The sequence below is a fragment of the Streptomyces xanthii genome (assembly GCF_014621695.1).
Taxonomy (GTDB): Bacteria; Actinomycetota; Actinomycetes; order Streptomycetales; family Streptomycetaceae; genus Streptomyces; species Streptomyces xanthii.
Genome location: NZ_CP061281.1, coordinates 6,499,139 through 6,516,624 on the forward strand (window position 1 = coordinate 6,499,139; position 17,486 = coordinate 6,516,624).

At 73.2% G+C, this 17,486-nt stretch carries 14 protein-coding genes and 5 tRNA genes; 12 read left to right on the forward strand and 7 right to left on the reverse strand.

The genetic code is table 11. The annotated features are described in order from the left end of the window. Positions 1-11: 11 nt before the first annotated feature. Positions 12-371, reverse strand: coding sequence for a hypothetical protein (locus IAG42_RS29295; protein ID WP_188339963.1), 360 nt, complete (start codon positions 369-371; stop codon positions 12-14). 542 nt (positions 372-913) lie between these two features. On the opposite strand from IAG42_RS29295, the gene IAG42_RS29300 reads away from it, so the two are divergent. The 8 genes from IAG42_RS29300 to IAG42_RS29335 all read left to right on the forward strand — a co-directional run bounded on the left by IAG42_RS29300 (position 914) and on the right by IAG42_RS29335 (position 12,078). Beyond that, positions 914-2,023, forward strand: coding sequence for a methionine ABC transporter ATP-binding protein (locus IAG42_RS29300; protein WP_188339964.1), 1,110 nt, complete (start codon positions 914-916; stop codon positions 2,021-2,023). Further along, positions 2,020-2,784: a methionine ABC transporter permease gene (locus IAG42_RS29305; protein WP_188339965.1), complete on the forward strand. Its 765-nt coding sequence runs from the start codon at positions 2,020-2,022 to the stop codon at positions 2,782-2,784. The genes IAG42_RS29300 and IAG42_RS29305 overlap by 4 nt, the downstream gene beginning before the upstream one ends. Before the next feature lie 83 nt (positions 2,785-2,867). Beyond that, positions 2,868-3,698, forward strand: a complete 831-nt coding sequence (locus IAG42_RS29310; protein WP_188339966.1) for a MetQ/NlpA family ABC transporter substrate-binding protein — start codon at positions 2,868-2,870, stop codon at positions 3,696-3,698. Positions 3,699-3,863: 165 nt separating this feature from the next. Next, positions 3,864-4,502, forward strand: coding sequence for a GNAT family N-acetyltransferase (locus IAG42_RS29315; protein WP_188339967.1), 639 nt, complete (start codon positions 3,864-3,866; stop codon positions 4,500-4,502). Positions 4,503-4,701: 199 nt separating this feature from the next. Beyond that, positions 4,702-5,916, forward strand: a complete 1,215-nt coding sequence (cbiE, locus tag IAG42_RS29320; protein ID WP_188339968.1) for a precorrin-6y C5,15-methyltransferase (decarboxylating) subunit CbiE — start codon at positions 4,702-4,704, stop codon at positions 5,914-5,916. A gap of 364 nt (positions 5,917-6,280) precedes the next feature. Continuing rightward, on the forward strand, positions 6,281-9,763 hold the full coding sequence (gene cobT, locus IAG42_RS29325; protein ID WP_188339969.1) for a nicotinate-nucleotide--dimethylbenzimidazole phosphoribosyltransferase: 3,483 nt from the start codon (positions 6,281-6,283) through the stop codon (positions 9,761-9,763). Positions 9,764-9,965: 202 nt separating this feature from the next. Continuing rightward, entirely contained in the window at positions 9,966-11,195 is a 1,230-nt protein-coding gene (gene cobA / locus IAG42_RS29330) for a uroporphyrinogen-III C-methyltransferase (RefSeq protein ID WP_188339970.1), read from the forward strand. Positions 11,196-11,250: 55 nt separating this feature from the next. Next, a complete protein-coding gene (locus IAG42_RS29335; RefSeq protein WP_188339971.1) occupies positions 11,251-12,078 on the forward strand; it encodes a TrmH family RNA methyltransferase in 828 nt (275 codons plus the stop codon). Positions 12,079-12,093: 15 nt separating this feature from the next. On the opposite strand, the gene IAG42_RS29340 is transcribed toward IAG42_RS29335, so the two are convergent. Then, positions 12,094-13,380: a serine/threonine-protein kinase gene (locus IAG42_RS29340; protein WP_188339972.1), complete on the reverse strand. Its 1,287-nt coding sequence runs from the start codon at positions 13,378-13,380 to the stop codon at positions 12,094-12,096. A gap of 598 nt (positions 13,381-13,978) precedes the next feature. On the opposite strand from IAG42_RS29340, the gene IAG42_RS29345 reads away from it, so the two are divergent. The 3 genes from IAG42_RS29345 (at position 13,979) to IAG42_RS29355 (ending at position 15,697) form a co-directional block, all read left to right on the forward strand. After that, positions 13,979-14,176, forward strand: a complete 198-nt coding sequence (locus IAG42_RS29345) for a hypothetical protein (RefSeq protein ID WP_188339973.1) — start codon at positions 13,979-13,981, stop codon at positions 14,174-14,176. Between the two features lie 216 nt (positions 14,177-14,392). Beyond that, positions 14,393-15,349: a phosphotransferase family protein gene (locus IAG42_RS29350; protein ID WP_188339974.1), complete on the forward strand. Its 957-nt coding sequence runs from the start codon at positions 14,393-14,395 to the stop codon at positions 15,347-15,349. A gap of 69 nt (positions 15,350-15,418) precedes the next feature. Further along, positions 15,419-15,697 (forward strand): TFIIB-type zinc ribbon-containing protein, encoded by a 279-nt coding sequence (locus IAG42_RS29355; protein ID WP_188339975.1) that lies wholly within the window; start codon positions 15,419-15,421, stop codon positions 15,695-15,697. Between the two features lie 51 nt (positions 15,698-15,748). Here IAG42_RS29355 and IAG42_RS29360 read toward each other — a convergent pair. The 5 genes from IAG42_RS29360 to IAG42_RS29380 form a co-directional block, all read right to left on the reverse strand. Then, positions 15,749-15,823 (reverse strand) — tRNA-Val (locus tag IAG42_RS29360). Positions 15,824-15,885: 62 nt separating this feature from the next. Next, positions 15,886-15,957 (reverse strand) — tRNA-Val (locus IAG42_RS29365). Positions 15,958-15,995: 38 nt separating this feature from the next. After that, positions 15,996-16,067 (reverse strand) — tRNA-Val (locus IAG42_RS29370). A 1-nt stretch (position 16,068) separates the two neighbouring features. Continuing rightward, positions 16,069-16,142, reverse strand: a tRNA-Cys gene (locus tag IAG42_RS29375). Between the two features lie 38 nt (positions 16,143-16,180). Next, positions 16,181-16,253: transfer RNA gene (locus IAG42_RS29380), tRNA-Gly, on the reverse strand. 167 nt (positions 16,254-16,420) lie between these two features. On the opposite strand from IAG42_RS29380, the gene IAG42_RS29385 reads away from it, so the two are divergent. Beyond that, entirely contained in the window at positions 16,421-17,485 is a 1,065-nt protein-coding gene (locus IAG42_RS29385; protein WP_188339976.1) for a chorismate-binding protein, read from the forward strand. Position 17,486 lies beyond the last annotated feature (1 nt).

The window sequence follows — 17,486 nt, forward strand, 5'->3', positions numbered from 1 at the left end:
TCACCGCCACCTCATCCTCCCCAGATGTCGTAGAGCCGTACTTCGAGGACCGCGAGCACGACACCGCCCGCGGCGACCGTCACCGAACCCCAGCGGGTCCGCTCGGCCAGCGACATGAACCCGGCCGCAGGGACGCACGCGAACGCCCCGATCAGATACGCGACAAAGATCGTCGTGCCCTGGTCCGGCTTCTCGCCCCGGGCCAGCTGCACGATCCCGACCACCAGCTGGAGCAGCGCCAGCGCCGACACCACGGCCATCCCGATGAAGTGCCAGTCCTTGGTCGGCTGGTCGCGATAGGCGGCGAAACCGCACCACGCGGCGAGCGCGAGCGCGGCGAGACCCGTCACCAGGGTCAGGACATCAAGCATGGCCCAGACCCTATTACGGGACAGAAGACCCGCCGCCCTCGCCCCCGGGCCGCCCGGCGGCCGTCCGTGCCGCCGGTGGGCGGACCGTGGCGTTGACCACAACGCACCCGGCTGCGCACCCGCCCGCCGTCGCCGTCACGGAGGGCCGCTCGGCCGTGTCAGTGCTGGCCACGACGGCCGGCGTGGGGATCGCCGGAGGGGAGCGAGTGCCTCCGCATACCCGTCCACGGCTGTCCGCTATACGGACAGCACCGGCCGGAAAGGCCCTCACGTCTGCTTTACTTGCCCGCATGACCACGACGAGCAGCCGCATCCTTGCGACCGAGGCGACCAGGACGCCCGGTGCTCGCTGTATGTGTCGAATGTGCGCCTTCTGAGGGCCCCCGCACCTCTCCCGCGCCCCTGGGGCAGGGAGGGAACCCCGTTCTCGCGCCCCGAAGCGAGATCCAGGTCTGCCCGCGCACAGTCTCCGCGTACTGGTCCCAGTACCGCTCCCCGTCGAGAGCGAGAGCACGCGCGCCCGGACTTCCGCAACTTCCCGAATGAATGCCCCGTGCCCGGCGACACCCCGTGCCGCGCACTCGACAGTGACGGAAACCCACGTGATCACCACCCAGGGCCTCACCAAGGTCTACCGCTCGCGCGGCCGAGAGGTCACCGCCCTCGACGGCGTCGACCTGCACGTCCGCGAAGGCGAGGTGTACGGCGTCATCGGCCAGTCCGGCGCCGGCAAGTCCTCCCTCATCCGCTGCGTCAATCTCCTGGAGCGCCCCACCTCCGGCACCGTGACGGTCGCCGGACAGGACCTCACCGCCCTCGCCGGGCGCGGCCCCCGCGCCGGCAAGCAGCTCCGCGAGGCGCGCAGCCGCATCGGCATGGTCTTCCAGCACTTCAACCTGCTGTCCTCGCGCACCGTCCAGGACAACATCGAGCTGCCGCTGGAGATCCTCGGCAAGTCGGGGAAGGAACGTTCCGCCAAGGCGCTGGAACTGCTCGACCTCGTCGGCCTCTCCGACAAGGCCAAGGCCTACCCCGCCCAGCTCTCCGGCGGCCAGAAGCAGCGCGTCGGCATCGCCCGCGCCCTGGCCGGCGACCCGAAGGTGCTGCTCTCCGACGAGGCCACCAGCGCCCTCGACCCCGAGACCACCCGCTCCATCCTCCAGCTCCTGCGCGACCTCAACCAGCAGCTCGGCCTGACCGTCCTGCTCATCACGCACGAGATGGACGTCGTCAAGACCGTCTGCGACTCCGCCGCCCTCATGGAGCACGGACAGATCATCGAGTCCGGCACCGTCAGCGAGCTCCTCGCGACGCCCGGCTCGGAGCTCGCCTCCGCGCTCTTCCCGGTCAGCGGCGACGCCACCGGCGCCGACCGCACGGTCATCGACGTCACCTTCCACGGCGAGTCCGCGACCCAGCCCGTCATCTCGCAGCTGTCGCGCACCTACAACATCGACATCTCGATCCTGGGCGCCGCGATGGACACCGTCGCCGGCAAGCAGGTCGGCCGCATGCGCATCGAACTGCCCGGCCGCTACGAGGACAACGTCGTGCCCGTCGGCTTCCTGCGCGAGCAGGGCCTCCAGGTCGAGATCCAGGGCCCGCAGGGCGAGAGCGCCCCCGTACTGCAGAAGGAAGGTGTCACCAAGTGACCTGGTCGGAGATGCAGCCGCTGCTGTCCCAGGCGTGTTGGGACACCCTCTACATGGTCGGCTGGTCCACGCTCATCGCCATCGTCGGCGGCCTCCCGCTCGGCGTGCTGCTCGTCCTCACGGACCGCGGCGGACTGCTCCAGAACGCCCTGGTGAACAAGATCATCGGGCAGGTCGTGAACATCGTCCGCTCGATGCCCTTCATCATCCTGATGGTCGCGCTCATGAGCTTCACCCGCGCGGTCGTCGGCACCACCATCGGCCGCGAGGCCGCCATCGTGCCGCTCGCCATCGGCGCCATCCCGTTCTTCGCCCGGCTCGTCGAGACCGCCGTGCGCGAGGTCGACGGCGGTCTGGTCGAGGCCGTCCAGTCCATGGGCGGCAACACCTGGACCGTCGTGCGCAAGGTCCTCGTGCCCGAGTCGCTGCCCTCGCTGATCTCCGCGACCACCACGACGATCGTCGCCCTCATCGGCTACTCGGCCATGGCGGGCACCGTCGGCGCCGGCGGCCTCGGCGACATCGCGATCCGCTACGGCTACCAGCGCTTCGAGGGCAACCTCATGTGGATCACCGTCGCGGTCCTCGCCGTCGTCATCTCGCTCATCCAGTTCGCGGGCGACAGCGGGGCGCGCGTCCTGCACCGCCGCGCCGGCAAGGGCGGCGAACCGCTCCGCTTCCGCCTGTTCGGCGGCTTCCTCCCCGGCGGCCCCGTAGCCGCCGAAGCCACCGCGGGCACCACCGGCAAGACCGCCGGCTGAACCACCCGCTGACCCCCGAGGTCACGTCCCCCGACTCCCCGTCCCCCGGCGGGTTGCACCACCCATGGAGAAAGGCACTTTTCGTGCGTAACACCACCAAGATCACCGCTGCTGTCCTCGTCACCGGAGCCCTCACCCTCGGCCTCAGCGCCTGCGGCTCCGACAAGGGCGACGCCAAGGCCAAGGCCTCCGACCCCCTGGTCGTCGCGGCCACTCCCGTCCCGCACGCCGAGGTCCTGAACTACATCAAGGACAACCTGGCGAAGAAGGAAGGCCTCAACCTCGAGGTCAAGGAGTTCACGGACTACGTCCAGCCGAACAACGCCACCGAGGACGGCTCGGTCGACGCCAACTACTTCCAGACCGTTCCGTACCTGGAAGACTTCAACAAGAAGAACGGCACGCACCTCAAGTCCGTCGCGGTCGTCCACCTCGAGCCCCTCGGCCTCTACTCCGAGAAGTTCAAGAAGATCGACGAGCTCAAGAAGGGCGGCACCATCGCCCTCCCGAACGACGCCGACAACGAGAGCCGCGCCCTGCGCTTCCTCGCCTCGACCGGCGTCATCGGCCTGAAGAAGGGCTCGGAGGCCACGGCCACCCCGCAGGACATCGCCAAGAACCCGAAGGACCTCCAGTTCAAGGAGGTCGAGGCGGCGCAGACCCCGCGCTCCCTGCAGGACGTCGACGGCGCGGTGATCAACGGCAACTACGCCATCGGTGCCGACCTGAACCCGGCCAAGGACGCCCTCGCCCTCGAGTCGACGAAGGGCAACGCGTACAACAACGTCCTCGCCGTCAAGGAGGGCAACGAGAACGACCCCCGCGTGAAGAAGCTCGCCAAGCTCCTCACCTCGCCCGAGGTCAAGAAGTTCATCGAGGACAAGTACAAGGGCTCCGTCCTGCCCTCGTTCTGATCCGGCGTCACTTCCGCGGCCGTCCATGGGCCGTTCCACGGGGGCCGCACCCGGCAACGGGTGCGGCCCCCATGTGCAGTGACGTGCCTTCATGCTGCATGCTGGGCACTCACCCCGGCCGGCACGAGGGACGAAGAGGCGGCCACGAAGGTTACGGAGCGGCGCATGACGAACACCTTCCCCGAGATCTCCATCAGCACGGAGCGCTTGGTGCTGCGCCCCCTCGACGAGGACGACGTCCCCGCCCTCACCGAGATGATGAACGACGAGCTCGTCGCCGCCTGGACCTCGGTCCCGCAGCCCTTCACCGAGGAGGGCGCCCGCCGCTGGATCACCGAGTACGCGCCCCGCGAGCGCACCTCGGGACGCGGCCTCGACCTCGCCGTCACCGAGTTCCTCACCCAGCGCCTCGTCGGCGTCGTCCAGCTCACCAAGACCAACTGGCACGTACGCGCCACCGAGTTGTCGTACATCGTCGCCCCCTGGGCCCGCGGCGAGGGGTACGCCTCCGAGGCCGCGCTCGCCACCGCCCAGTGGCTCTTCCGCGACCAGCGCATGGAGCGCATCGAACTGCGCACCGCCGCCGACAACACGGCCTCCCAGCAGGTCGCCCAGAAGATCGGCTGCATCAGCGAAGGCGTCCTGCGCAACGCGTGCATAGCGCGTACGCGCACGGAGGACGGCGGCTGGGCCGAGGTCCGCACGGACTTCATCGTGTGGAGCCTCCTCCCGGAGGACCTCGAAGGCGTCACGGAGCAGCTCGCGGAGGCCGGCGGCTTCACCGCCTTCTCCGACTGGAACTGACCGCCCCTGAGGTGCGCCCGAAGGGCGTGCACCTCAGGGGCGCGGGGAACTGCGCGAGAAGCCCCACCGGCCCGCGGTCGGCGACGACAGGGGCACCCCCACCGACCGGGCCCGCCCGGCGACCACCGGGTACGCTCACGATGCCCGGCGCCGCCCGCGCGGGCGCAACCCCCCGCGCACACCCAGGAGACAGACGACGATGGCCGACCGGGTCACGGTGATCGGCTGGGACGGCTCGCCCCTGACCGCGGCGGCCCGCTCCGCACTCGGCGCCGCCACCCTCGTGGCCGGTGCCGCCCACCACCTGGCACTGCCCGAGGTCCCGCCCACCGCGGAGCGGATCCGGCTCGGCAGCGTCTCCCTCGCCGCGCGCCGCATCACCGCCCACCGCGGCACCGCCGTCGTCCTCGCCGACGGCGACCCCGGCTTCTTCGGCGTCGTCCGCACCCTGCGCGCCCCCGAGTACGGACTCGAGGTCGAGGTCGTCCCCGCCGTCTCCGCCGTCGCCCAGGCCTTCGCCCGCGCCGGCATGCCCTGGGACGACGCCAAGGTGGTCGTCGCACACCGCCGCACCCTGCGCCGTGCGGTCAACGTGTGCCGCGCCCACACGAAGGTCGCCGTACTGACCTCACCCGGCGCGGGCCCCGCCGAACTCGGCCTGCTCCTCGAAGGCGTCCACCGCACCTTCGTCATCTGCGAGGAACTCGGCACCGACCGCGAACAGGTCACCGTCGTCACCTCCGACAAGGCTGCCGACCACACCTGGCGCGACCCCAACGTCGTCATCGTCATCGGCGGCCCCGCCGCGGCCATCCCCGAGAACGGCGGCTGGCTCGCGGGCGGCGAGCCCGGCACCGCGCCCCGCGGCTGGGCCCTGCCCGCCGCCGAGTACACCGGCCCCTTCGGCGAGGGTGAGACCGAACAACTGCGCGCCGCCCAACTCGCCCGCCTGGGCCCGCGCACCGGCGACCTGGTCTGGGACATCGGCTGCGGCAGCGGCGCCTTCACCGCCGAGTCCGCCCGCTTCGGCGCCGCGGTCATCGCCGTCGACAGCGACCCCGACGCCTGCGCCCGCACCCTCGCCACCACCCGCCGCCTCGGCGTCCAGGCCCAGATCGTGCACGGCACCGCCCCGCACGTCCTGGAGGACCTGCCCGAACCCGACGTCGTACGGGTCGGCGGCGGGGGAGCGGCGGTCGTCTCCGCGGTCGCCGACCGGCGCCCCGCCCGCATCGTCACCCACGCGGCGACACGCGACGCGGCCGAACTCGTCGGCAGGGACCTGACGGAGCACGGTTACGAAGTCGAGTGCGCCCTCCTGCAATCCGTCGAACTGGACACTCGCCGCTGGACGGAGAAGGAGCGGACCGTGGGGTTCCTGCTGTCCGGGCGCCTTCCGGATCGCCACCCGTGACCCTGACGGCCGGGCGCGCGCGGTAGGCTGACCGATCGTTGTACCGCACCAGGACACCTGACGATCCGTCGGTCGATGTTCCGGAAAGGTCCTGGAAACGCACCATGTCCGGGGCGCCTGTGGTACGACGCCGACCGGAGGACGCGCAACGTGGCGCAGTCCACAGAAAGCCATGGTCGAACTACGTACCGTGGCCGCGATCCGACGGGGACAATGCCTGTTGTCCGGGTCGGTTCGTGCCGCGCGGCGTGTGCGCTCGTTCTACTGGACGGGCGGACGACGCACCGCTCCGGTCAAGGGGGTTGCATCTCCGGCGGTCGGCCGGGGGCGGCCAGTAAGTTCTCACGATGGGCGAGGGGTAGGCATGACCGAAACCGGTCAGGTTCCGGGCGAAGGACTGCCGGAGAACGCGGGAGGGGTGGACCAGCCGGGCGTTCCCGCCCCGGGCGCGTACACCTACCTCGATCCCGCCGACGCCGTCGCCGAGGACGATGAACTGCTCCTGATGCCGGGCTCCCAGGGCGCCTGGGGCCAGCCCCAGGTCGCGACGCCCCCGCACCAGCAGCAGCCGGGCCCCGCCGTCGTGCACGAGCCCGGCCCGCACGAGATGGCCGGCCGCGACAGCGGTCACCACGACCTCGGCGCGATGCAGATGCCGCAGGCCCAGGCCCAGGCCCAGACCCCGAGTCAGGGCGGCCCGCGCCGCCCGCTGCACATGGGCCCGCCCGTGCCCGAGACCGGTACCGGCCCCGTGCGTTCCCTCGCCGACCGCGGCCCCGCGCAGCAGACGCCGCCGCAGGCCATGCCGATGCACCAGTCCGGGCCGCCCACCACCGGCCCCGAGTACCTCGACGTGCCGCCGCAGGGCGCCGCACCGTGGGGGCAGCCCGCCGGCACGCAGCCGCAGCAGGCCGGGTACGACCCGGCGACCGGGATGCCCGTCCCGGCCGCAGAAACGGTCGTCCCGGAGTCCGCCGCGGCGCAGTACGCCGACCACTCCGGACAGTTCCCGCAGCCTCAGGGGCCGGGCGCCGCCCAGGACTTCCAGCCCGTGCCCGAGCAGCAGCCGGTCGGCGCGTACGCCGGGCCGCCGGAGCAGGTCGTCGCGTACGCCGGGGCGCCCGACATGCAGGCCGCACAGGGTGCGCAGGGTGCGCAGCAGTTCGCCGGTGAGCAGCCGCTGGGCCAGTTCGTGCCCGTGGAGGGCTCGGTGCCCACCACGCCGCACCTGGCGCCGACGCCGCCGCAGGCCATGGTCGTACCGCCGCTGCCGGAGCCGGCCGGTGAGCAGCCGGTCGCCGAGCAGGCCGCTCCCGCGCCGGAGCAGCCGGTGGCCGAGCAGTCGCTCCCCGAGCAGCAGGTGGCCGAACAGCCCCTCCCTGAACAGCAGTCCCTCCCCGAACAGCAGTCCCTCCCCGAGCAGCAGCCCCTTCCCGAGCAGCAGGCCGCCGAGCCGCACGCCGGGGAGCAGCAGCCGGTCGCCGAGCCGCAGCAGGCAGCCGACCAGCCCGCGGGTGACCAGCCCGCCGCCGATCAGCCCGTCGCCGAGGCGCCGGTCGCCGAAGCGCCGGTCGCCGAGGCCGTGGCGGAGACGCCCGCGCAGCAGCCGGTCACCGAGCTCGTCGTCGAGCCCGTGGCCGAGGCCCCGCAGACCGAGCAGGCCCAGCCCGGGCAGCCGGAACAGGCGCAGCCGGAGCAGACCGCCGAGCCGCAGACCGCCGAGCCCCAGGAGGCCCCGGCGCAGGAGCCGCAGGGCCAGGGCCCGCAGATCCAGGAGCAGCCCGCGCAGCAGCCGCAGGCCGTCGAGCCGGCCCAGGACGGGGCCCAGCCGGTCGCGCAGGCCCCCGAGGCTCCCGTGGCCGAGCCGGCCGAGGAGCCGCAGAGCCCGGAGCAGCAGGCCGCCGAGCCCGAGCAGCCCGTGGCGCAGGAGCCCGCCGAGCCCGCCGCAGAGGAGCAGCCCGCCGAACTCCCCGTCGAGGAGCCCGTCGCCGCAGCCGTCCCGGCCCCGCGCGACGGCGCCGCCGCCGACGACGAGTCCGCGCCGGCCCAGTCCGCCGACGACCTGCCCATCGCCGAGGGCGACGCCGACGCCGAGCCGGAGCCCACGCTCGCCGGCCCCGCGGCCCCCGCCTACGACGACGCCGAGCGCGAGGCCGTGCTGCGCGTCATGCGCGAGCGCCGCGACATCCGCAACGGCTTCCGCAGCGACCCCATCCCGCACGAGGTGCTGCTGCGTGTCCTGGAGGCCGCCCACACGGCGCCCTCCGTGGGCCACTCGCAGCCCTGGGACTTCGTCGTCATCCGCTCCGCCGACACCCGGCGCACGATGCACGAACTCGCCGAGCGCCAGCGGGACGCGTATGCCAAGTCCCTGCCCAAGGGCCGCGCGAAGCAGTTCAAGGAACTGAAGATCGAGGCCATCCTCGACACCCCGGTCAACATCGTGGTCACCGCCGACCCGACCCGCGGCGGCCGCCACACCCTCGGCCGGCACACCCAGCCGCAGATGGCCCCGTACTCCTCCGCGCTCGCGGTCGAGAACCTGTGGCTCGCCGCCCGCGCCGAGGGCCTCGGCGTCGGCTGGGTCTCCTTCTTCGACGAGCGCGAGATGGTCCGCACGCTCGGTCTGCCCGAGCACCTCGAAGTGGTCGCGTACCTGTGCGTCGGCTACGTCGACGAGTTCCCGGCCGAGCCCGAGCTGATGCAGGCCGGCTGGTCCAAGCGGCGCCCGCTGTCCTGGGTCGTCCACGAGGAGACGTACGGGCGCCGGGCCCTGCCCGGCGAGGACCCGCACGACCTGCTCGCCGAGACCGTCTCCAACATCCGCCCGCTGGACGCCAAGGCGCTCGGCGAGGCATGGGAGCGGCAGAAGCGCATGACCAAGCCGGCCGGCGCCCTCGGCATGCTGGAGATCATCTCCGCGCAGCTGTCGGGCCTGTCCCGGATGTGCCCGCCGCCGATCCCGGAGCCCGCGGCCGTCGCGATCTTCGCCGGCGACCACGGGGTGCACGCTCAGGGCGTCACCCCCTGGCCGCAGGAGGTCACCGGCCAGATGGTCGCGAACTTCCTGGGCGGCGGCGCGGTCTGCAACGCGTTCGCGAACCAGGTCGGCGCCGAGGTCTGCGTCATCGACGTGGGCGTCGCCTCCGAACTCCCGGCCACCCCCGGCCTGTTGCCGCGCAAGGTCCGCGCCGGCACCTCGGACATGACGACCGGCCCGGCCCTGACCCGCGAGGAGGTCAAGGCCGCCGTGGAGGTCGGCATCGAGACCGCCCGCGACCTGGTCGCGGCGGGCAACAAGGCGCTGCTGACCGGCGAGATGGGCATCGCGAACACCACCGCGTCCGCCGCCCTGATCTCCGTCTACACCGAGGCCGACCCCGCCGAGGTCACCGGCCGCGGCACCGGCATCAACGACGAGACGCACGCCCGCAAGGTCGAGGTCGTGCGCCGCGCCCTCGAACTGCACCAGCCCGACCCGGCGGACCCCATCGGCGTCCTCGCCGCGGTCGGCGGCCTGGAGCACGCGGCCCTCGTCGGCCTGCTCCTGGGCGGCGCGTCGCTGCGCACGCCGGTGATCCTCGACGGCGTGAGCGCCGGTGCGGCCGCCCTGGTCGCCCGGGCCATCGCGCCCGAGGTGCTCGCCGCGTGCATCGCCGGCCACCGCAGCGCCGAGCCCGGCCACGTCGCCGCGCTCAACAAGCTGGGCCTGCGCCCCCTGGTCGACCTCGACCTCCGCCTCGGCGAGGGCACGGGCGCGCTGCTCGCCCTCCCGATCGTGCAGAGCGCGGCCCGCGCGATGCACGAGGTCGCCACCTTCGACTCGGCCGGCGTCACCGAGAAGTAGAGACCGGCCGACGGGACGCCTGCCCGCCCCGCTCGTGGGCAGGCGTCCCGCACGGCAGGACGGGTGGGCGCAGCCACCGGTGCCGGACGCGCCCTCGCGGGGCCCCGGCATAAGCTGACCTCGAACCCCGAACGCGCACGTCACAGGGCTCCGACGACGCAGCCCAGATCAAGAGCCCAGCCGCACCAGGAGCCCGCCCGCCATGCCTCAGCACCCCGCGTACCCCGTAGGCCTCCGCCTGACCGCCCGCAAGACGATCGTCATCGGCGGCGGCCAGGTCGCCCAGCGCCGGCTCCCCGCCCTGATCGCGGCGGGCGCGGACATCACCCTGATCTCCCCCTCGGCCACCCCCTCCGTCGAGGCGATGGCCGACGCGGGCGAGATCAGCTGGACCCGCCGCCGCTACGAGCACGGCGACCTGGCGGACGCCTGGTACGTGCTGATCGCCACCGCCGACCGTGCCGCGAACGACGAGGCCTCCGCCGAGGCCGAGGCCAACCGGACGTGGTGCGTCCGCTCCGACGACGCCGAGGCGGCCACCGCCTGGACCCCGGCCACCGGCCGCACCGAGGGCGTCACCGTCGCGGTCCTGTCCGCCGAGGCCGCCGACCGCGACCCGCGCCGCACCGCCGGCATCCGCGACGCCCTCGTCGAGGCCCTGCGCGACGGCACCGTCTCGGTCCAGCGCGAGCACAAGCCGGGCGTGGCCCTGGTCGGCGGCGGGCCCGGCGACCCCGACCTGATCACGGTGCGCGGCCGCCGCCTGCTCGCCGAGGCCGATGTCGTCATCGCCGACCGGCTCGGCCCCCGCGACCTGCTCGACGAACTCCCGCCGCACGTCGAGGTGATCGACGCCGCGAAGATCCCGTACGGCCGTCAGATGGGCCAGGAGGCGATCAACCAGGCGCTGATCGACCACGCCAAGCAGGGCAAGGCCGTGGTCCGGCTCAAGGGCGGCGACCCGTTCGTGTTCGGGCGCGGCATGGAGGAGGCCCAGGCGCTCGCCGCCGAGGGCATCCCGGTCACCGTCGTCCCCGGCATCTCCAGCTCGATCTCGGTGCCCGGCGCCGCCGGCATCCCGGTCACCCACCGCGGGGTCGCGCACGAGTTCACTGTGGTCAGCGGCCATGTCGCGCCGGACGACGAGCGTTCCCTCGTCGACTGGTCCGCGATGGCCCGGCTGACCGGAACCCTCGTGATCCTCATGGGCGTCGACAAGATCGGCAAGATCGCCGAGGCGCTCGTCGCCCACGGCAAGGACCCCGAGACCCCCGTCGCCCTGGTCCAGGAAGGCACCACCGCCGCCCAGCGCCGCGTGGACGCCACCCTCGCCACCGTCGGCGCGACGGTCCTCGCCGAGGGCGTGAAGCCCCCGGCCGTCATCGTGATCGGCCCCGTCGTCCACGAGAACCCCGTACGTAACCCGCGGTAACGTCAGTTCGTACCGAGCCGTTGGCACCGCACCCAGGACAAGGCAGTATCGACCCGTGGCAGAACCCAGAGGTCTCATCACCATCGAGGACCCCGACGACCCGCGCCTGCGCGACTACACCGGCCTGACCGACGTCGAGCTGCGCCGCAAGCGCGAGCCGGCGGAGGGCCTGTTCATCGCAGAGGGCGAGAAGGTCATCCGGCGCGCCAGGCTGGCCGGGTACGAGATGCGCTCGATGCTCCTGTCCGCGAAGTGGGTCGACGTCATGCGCGACGTCATCGACGAGGTCCCCGCCCCGGTCTACGCGGTCGCCCCCGACCTGGCCGAACAGGTCACGGGCTACCACGTGCACCGCGGCGCCCTCGCCTCGATGCAGCGCAAGCCGCTGCCCACCTCCGACGAACTCCTCACCACCGCCCGCCGGGTCGTCGTCATGGAGTCCGTCAACGACCACACCAACATCGGCGCGATCTTCCGCTCCGCCGCGGCCCTCGGCATGGACGCAGTCCTGCTCTCGCCGGACTGCGCGGACCCGCTGTACCGCCGCTCGGTGAAGGTCTCCATGGGCGCCGTCTTCTCGGTCCCGTACGCCCGCCTGGAGGCCTGGCCGAAGTCGCTGGAGACGGTCCGCGAGGCCGGCTTCAACCTCCTCGCGCTCACCCCCGCCGACCAGGCCAAGTCACTCGACGAGGTCGCCCCGCACCGCATGGACCGGGTGGCGCTCATGCTCGGCGCCGAGGGCGACGGTCTGTCCACCAAGGCCCTGATGGCCGCCGACGAATGGGTCCGCATCCCGATGGCCCACGGCGTCGACTCGCTCAACGTGGGCGCGGCCGCGGCCGTCGCCTTCTACGCCGTCGCCACGGGACGCCCCGAGCTCTGAGCCCGGGGCCCCGGCTCAGCTCTCCGGGCGAGGCGAGTCGGGCGCGGTGCTCGCCGGGCCGGTGGCCGGCCGGTGGTCGTCGCCGAGCCCGCGCGAGGGGCCCTGGCAGCCCTGGGCCGCCGCGATCGCCAGCGCCACCAGCAGCGTCACCACCACGAACACGAACAGCCGCTGACGCAGCAGCCGGGGATTGGCCGGACGCAGCTTCTTGCCGGTGCCCGTCCCGTTCGTCCGCGGCGCGGGCCGTCCCGCGCCACTGCGCGGCGCGGGGCGGCTGCCCGAGCGCGGGTTCGTCGAGCGCGGCGCCGGACCCCGGCCGCCGCCCCCGGTCCGCGGCCCCTGCGTACCCGGCTGGGTGCGCCGCTGCGTGGTCCGCTCGCCGCGGTCCACGCGCTCCGTGTACGTCTCGGTGAGCCGGCCCGTCGGACGGTCCGGGTCCGTGCGCGGCGCCGGCGGCCGGGCCTCGCCGAGCCCCTGCGCCTCACGGGCCGCGATCTCCTTCAGCCGCAGCGACAGCTGCAGCGTGCTCGGCCGCTCCTCGGGGTCCTTCGCCAGGCACGCGCGCAGCAGCGGCGCCAGCGCGTCCGGCACCCCGTGCAGCTGCGCCTCCTCGTGCACGACGCGGTACAGCATCACCTCGGAACTGCCGTGCCCGAAGGGCGAGTCGCCCATCGCCGTGTACGCGAGCGTCGCCCCCAGCGCGAACACGTCGGTCGCCGGCGTCACCGCGGCCCCGCGCACCTGCTCCGGCGCGAGGAAGCCGGGGGAGCCCACGGCGGTGCCCACGTGGGTCAGCGTCGAGGCGCCGGTCGCCCACGCGATGCCGAAGTCGATGATCCGCGGCCCCTTCGGGGACAGCAGGATGTTGGACGGCTTGAGGTCACGGTGCACGACCCCCGCCTCGTGGACCGCGACGAGCCCCTCGGACAGCGCGGCCCCGACGGCGGCGACGTCCGCGGCCGCCATCGGGCCCTCCTCGGCGACCTTGTCGTGCAGCGAGGGCCCGGGCACGTACTGCGTCGCGAACCACGGCCGGTCGGCCTCGAGGTCGGCGGCCACGAGCCGCGCCGTGCAGCCGCCGCGGATCCGCCGCGCGGCGGACACCTCGCGCGCGAACCGCGAGCGGAACTCCTGGTCCTCGGCCAGGTCGGGGCGGATCACCTTGAGCGCGACGCGCTGCCCCCGCCGGTCGGAACCGAGATAGACGACGCCCATCCCGCCGGCCCCGAGCCGTCTGTGAAGCCTGAACGAGCCGACGACGCGCGGGTCCTCGCGCCTCAGGCGCATCATCGCCATGTTCATCCCCGCTGCTGCCCGGTCCGCCCTCTGACGAGCCACAGCTTACGTTTCCCCGCCCTGCTGTGTGCTCAGGCCGCGCCCTCACGCCGGATTCGATTGTCAGTGCCCGGCCGCGGACTTGAAGGACGGTCAGGGAACGGCGCGTCCACGGGCCACGACCGGGCTCCGTCCGCCAACGGGCCTAAAGAGCAGGGGGATTGGGCCCACGCGGGGCGACCGCACGTGGCCGGCGGCGGCCGTCGATCACCGTACGCACCGGTAGCGGGCGGTGGCGGGCCGGGCGGCGGAGATGGATCAAGGAACGCCGACCGCGCCCCGCAGGACCGGCGCGGAAGTGAGGGAAGTCACCCGCCGGACCGAAAGTCCCCTCGGGGAAGACCCCGAGACCTAGGCCCCCTTCTCCACCCAGGGGAGTACGCGGGGCCCGGGCGCTCATCCTCCGGGAGGCCCGGCAATCGGTACGAGGGCATGACGCCCGGGACGGGCGGCGTCCGTAGATTTGAGGTCAAGCGGCGGGTGCAGCACTCGTCCCCCGAGGTCAGGCACCCGCCGCTGCGAGCAACACCGAGCCAGAACTCAAGATTTCGACCGGGAGAGGACCATGGCGCACACGGCACCGCGGACGACAGCGTTCCGCACACGGTTCGGCCGGGCCGCGGGCCCCGCCGCGGGCCGCCGTCACCCGCTGGTGGCCACGGCCATGGTCCTCCCTCTCGCGGCCCTTCTCGTCGTCGTCTTCGGCGGCTGGGACGCGGTGGTCACACAAGCGTCGTCCGTGGGCGTGATGCTGGGGCGCTGAGCGGCGCTCCCAGGCCCGGAAGAGCGGTCCGGGCGGGGACATCCGGCCAGGAAACCCCGTGGGGACGGGGGTGCGGCGGACGGCACCAATGCCGCGTGCAGCTGGGGAGCTGCACGCGGCATTACCTTTTCCCGGGCTTCCCCGGCTCACCGGACCCGAGGACACCACCCGGCGCCGTAGGCTCGGCGCGAGACCACGCACCTCCGGGGGATCCGAGTGACCACGCCCAGCTCCATCCTTCCCGCGCTCCGAGGGGCGGCGCGCGGAGCGGCCCATCCCGCGGGCATCGCCTGCGTCTGCGGCGCGCGGACCCTGGCCGACCGCCCCGACGGCACCGTCGTCCGGCACGGGGACACCGTCGCCAAGGCGCACGCCCCCGGCACCGACGCCGCCGAGCTGGAGCTCCGGCTCGCCGTCGCCGCCGCGCCCGCCCTCCACGGCGTACTCCTCGCACCCCTGCTCCCGGCCGCGGCGCCGCTGGACGGCCGCCTCGTCACGTTCTGGCCCCACGGCGCCCCCGTCGACCCGGAGCACCCCGAGCACGCCCCCTGGGAAGCGGCCGCGACCCTGCTGGCCCGGCTGCACACCACCCCCGCGCACGAGCTCCCCGCCGGCCTGCCCCCGATGCGCGGCCCCGAGAAGGCGGCCCGCGCCGTCGCCCGCCTGCTGGCCGGCGCCCCGGACCACCGCGCGGCCGCCCCGGTCCTCGCCGCCTGGCGCACCCTGCCGCCCTGGGCCCGCGCCGAGGCCCCCGGCCCGCACGGCCGCACCCTGTGCCACGGCGATCTCCACCTCGGCCAGCTGGTGCGCCACCCGGCCGACACGGGGGAGTGGCTCCTCATCGACATCGACGACCTCGGCACCGGCGACCCCGCCTGGGACCTGGCCCGTCCCGCCGCCTGGTTCGCCTGCGGCCTGCTGCCCGCCGAGGACTGGACCCGCTTCCTGTCCGCCTACCAACGCGCGGGCGGGGCCAAGGAGCTGACCGTCGACGATCCCTGGCCCGCGCTCGACGTCCCCGCCCGCGCCCTGACCGTCCAGACGGCGGCCCTGGCCGTGACGAAGGCCGTCGCGGCGGGCCGTGACCTCGACGAGGTGGAGGAGGCGGTGATCGACGCCTGTGCCCGAATGGTCTCGCTCCCGCCCCCGTTGGGCGAGGACGGCGCCAAGTAGGGTGCGGGGGACGGAAGCCGGGAAGTGTTCCGGCGAAGCAACACCGAACGGCGAGGAGTTGAGCCGAGCATGCAGTGTCCGAAGTGTCACGCACCGATGCACACCTACAACCGCAACGGCGTCCAGATCGAGCAGTGCAGCGGTTGCCGCGGGATATTCCTGGACTACGGCGAGCTGGAGTCGCTGACCCGCCTCGAGTCCCAGTGGCAGCAGCAGGCCCCGCCGGCCCCGCCCGCCCCGCAGGCCTACCCGGCCGCCCCGGCCCCCGCCTGGGGCGCCCCGCACCACGGCGGTCACCACGGCCACCACGGTCACCGCTCCTTCGGCCGGATGCTCTTCTCCTCCTGAGCGGCCCGCAGCACGAAGAAGCCCCCGGTCCGAGGACCGGGGGCTTCTTGCTGGTGCGCGATACTGGGATTGAACCAGTGACCTCTTCCGTGTCAGGGAAGCGCTCTCCCGCTGAGCTAATCGCGCGGGAACGGGCCAGACTCTATCAGGCGCCGCAAGGGGTTTTGCCAGGTGGTGCGGTTACTGCGTGCGCGATACTGGGATTGAACCAGTGACCTCTTCCGTGTCAGGGAAGCGCTCTCCCGCTGAGCTAATCGCGCGGGACGGATCAGATACGAACCGGAGTCCGAAGATCCAGTGCGCGATACTGGGATTGAACCAGTGACCTCTTCCGTGTCAGGGAAGCGCTCTCCCGCTGAGCTAATCGCGCATGGAGGTGGAGACGGGATTTGAACCCGTGTAGACGGCTTTGCAGGCCGTTGCCTCGCCTCTCGGCCACTCCACCAGGAGCTTATGGGGGTTCGGGAAGATCCCCCACATCCGAGCGAACGACCGGGTTCGAACCGGCGACCTCAACCTTGGCAAGGTTGCGCTCTACCAACTGAGCTACGTTCGCGTGTCTTTCCGTTTCGCTTCCGCGTCCCGGCGACGTGTTGAACTCTAGCGGATTCCCGGGGGAGGTCCAAAACGCGTTTGCGCAGCGTGCTGCGCTGCCGTCACCGGAGCGCCCCCGAACGCTCCGTCCCAGGTCACCGTCCCGCCACCCGACCTAGACTCGAAAGCGTGCACGGCTCCCCCTCATCTGCCCCGCTCGCCCGCTTCGGCGAGCTCGTCGCCACCGACCTGCGCGACGTCACCAGCGACCCCGCCGCCCTGGACTCCACCGGGTTCTGGGCGGTCTCCGCCGACTTCGAGGGGCGCCTCGTCTGCGCCCGCTTCGGACAGGTCCGCAGGGAACCGGTGCCCGCCCCGCGCCCCGGCGCCTGGCACGGCCCCGCCCCCGAGGACTGGACGTCCTCCCTCGACCACGCCGCGTACACGGAAGGCGTGCGCCGCGTCCGCGCCCACATCGCGACCGGCGAGGTCTACCAGGCCAACCTCTGCCGCGTCCTGAGCGCGCCCGTCTCCGCCGACGCCGACGTGGACGCCCTCACCGCGCTCCTCGCGCGCGGCAACCCCGCCCCCTACGCCGGCACGATCCGGCTGCCCGGTCACGGCGTGGAGATCGCCACCGCGTCCCCCGAGCTGTTCCTGCGCCGCGACGGACGCGTCGTCGAGTCCGGACCCATCAAGGGGACCGGCCGCACCGAGGCCGACCTCCTGGAGAAGGACTACGCCGAGAACGTGATGATCGTCGACCTGGTCCGCAACGACCTGGGCCGCGTCTGCGCCACCGGCACCGTCACCGTCCCCGACCTCTGCGTCGTCGAGAAGCACCCCGGCCTGGTCCACCTCGTCTCCACCGTCCGCGGCGAACTGCGCGAGGACGCCGGCTGGCCCGAGCTGTTCGACGCCACCTTCCCGCCCGGATCCGTCACCGGCGCCCCCAAGTCCAGCGCCCTGCGGATCATCGACGCCCTGGAGACCGCCCCGCGCGGTCCCTACTGCGGAGGCATCGGCTGGGTCGACGCCGACCGGCGCACCGGCGAACTGGCCGTCGGCATCCGTACGTTCTGGATCGACCGGGACACGGAGGGCGACCGGCTGCGTTTCGGCACCGGCGCGGGCATCACCTGGGGCTCCGACCCCGAGGGCGAGTGGCGGGAGACCGAGCTGAAGGCGTCCCGGCTGCTCGCGGTAGCGTCACACGGGTACGACGGGCACGACGGACGCGCGGACGCCCGCTAGT

What these genes read in the sequence shown, in the direction of transcription:
- cbiE (WP_188339968.1), top strand. Translation starts at nt 4,702, where the DNA reads ATGGCCGACCGGGTCACGGTGATCGGCTGGGACGGCTCGCCCCTGACC.
- IAG42_RS29300 (WP_188339964.1), top strand. Translation starts at nt 914, where the DNA reads ATGAATGCCCCGTGCCCGGCGACACCCCGTGCCGCGCACTCGACAGTG.
- IAG42_RS29315 (WP_188339967.1), top strand. Translation starts at nt 3,864, where the DNA reads ATGACGAACACCTTCCCCGAGATCTCCATCAGCACGGAGCGCTTGGTG.
- IAG42_RS29345 (WP_188339973.1), top strand. Translation starts at nt 13,979, where the DNA reads ATGGCGCACACGGCACCGCGGACGACAGCGTTCCGCACACGGTTCGGC.
- IAG42_RS29295 (WP_188339963.1), bottom strand. Translation starts at nt 371, where the DNA reads ATGCTTGATGTCCTGACCCTGGTGACGGGTCTCGCCGCGCTCGCGCTC.
- IAG42_RS29340 (WP_188339972.1), bottom strand. Translation starts at nt 13,380, where the DNA reads ATGAACATGGCGATGATGCGCCTGAGGCGCGAGGACCCGCGCGTCGTC.
- IAG42_RS29355 (WP_188339975.1), top strand. Translation starts at nt 15,419, where the DNA reads ATGCAGTGTCCGAAGTGTCACGCACCGATGCACACCTACAACCGCAAC.
- cobA (WP_188339970.1), top strand. Translation starts at nt 9,966, where the DNA reads ATGCCTCAGCACCCCGCGTACCCCGTAGGCCTCCGCCTGACCGCCCGC.
- cobT (WP_188339969.1), top strand. Translation starts at nt 6,281, where the DNA reads ATGACCGAAACCGGTCAGGTTCCGGGCGAAGGACTGCCGGAGAACGCG.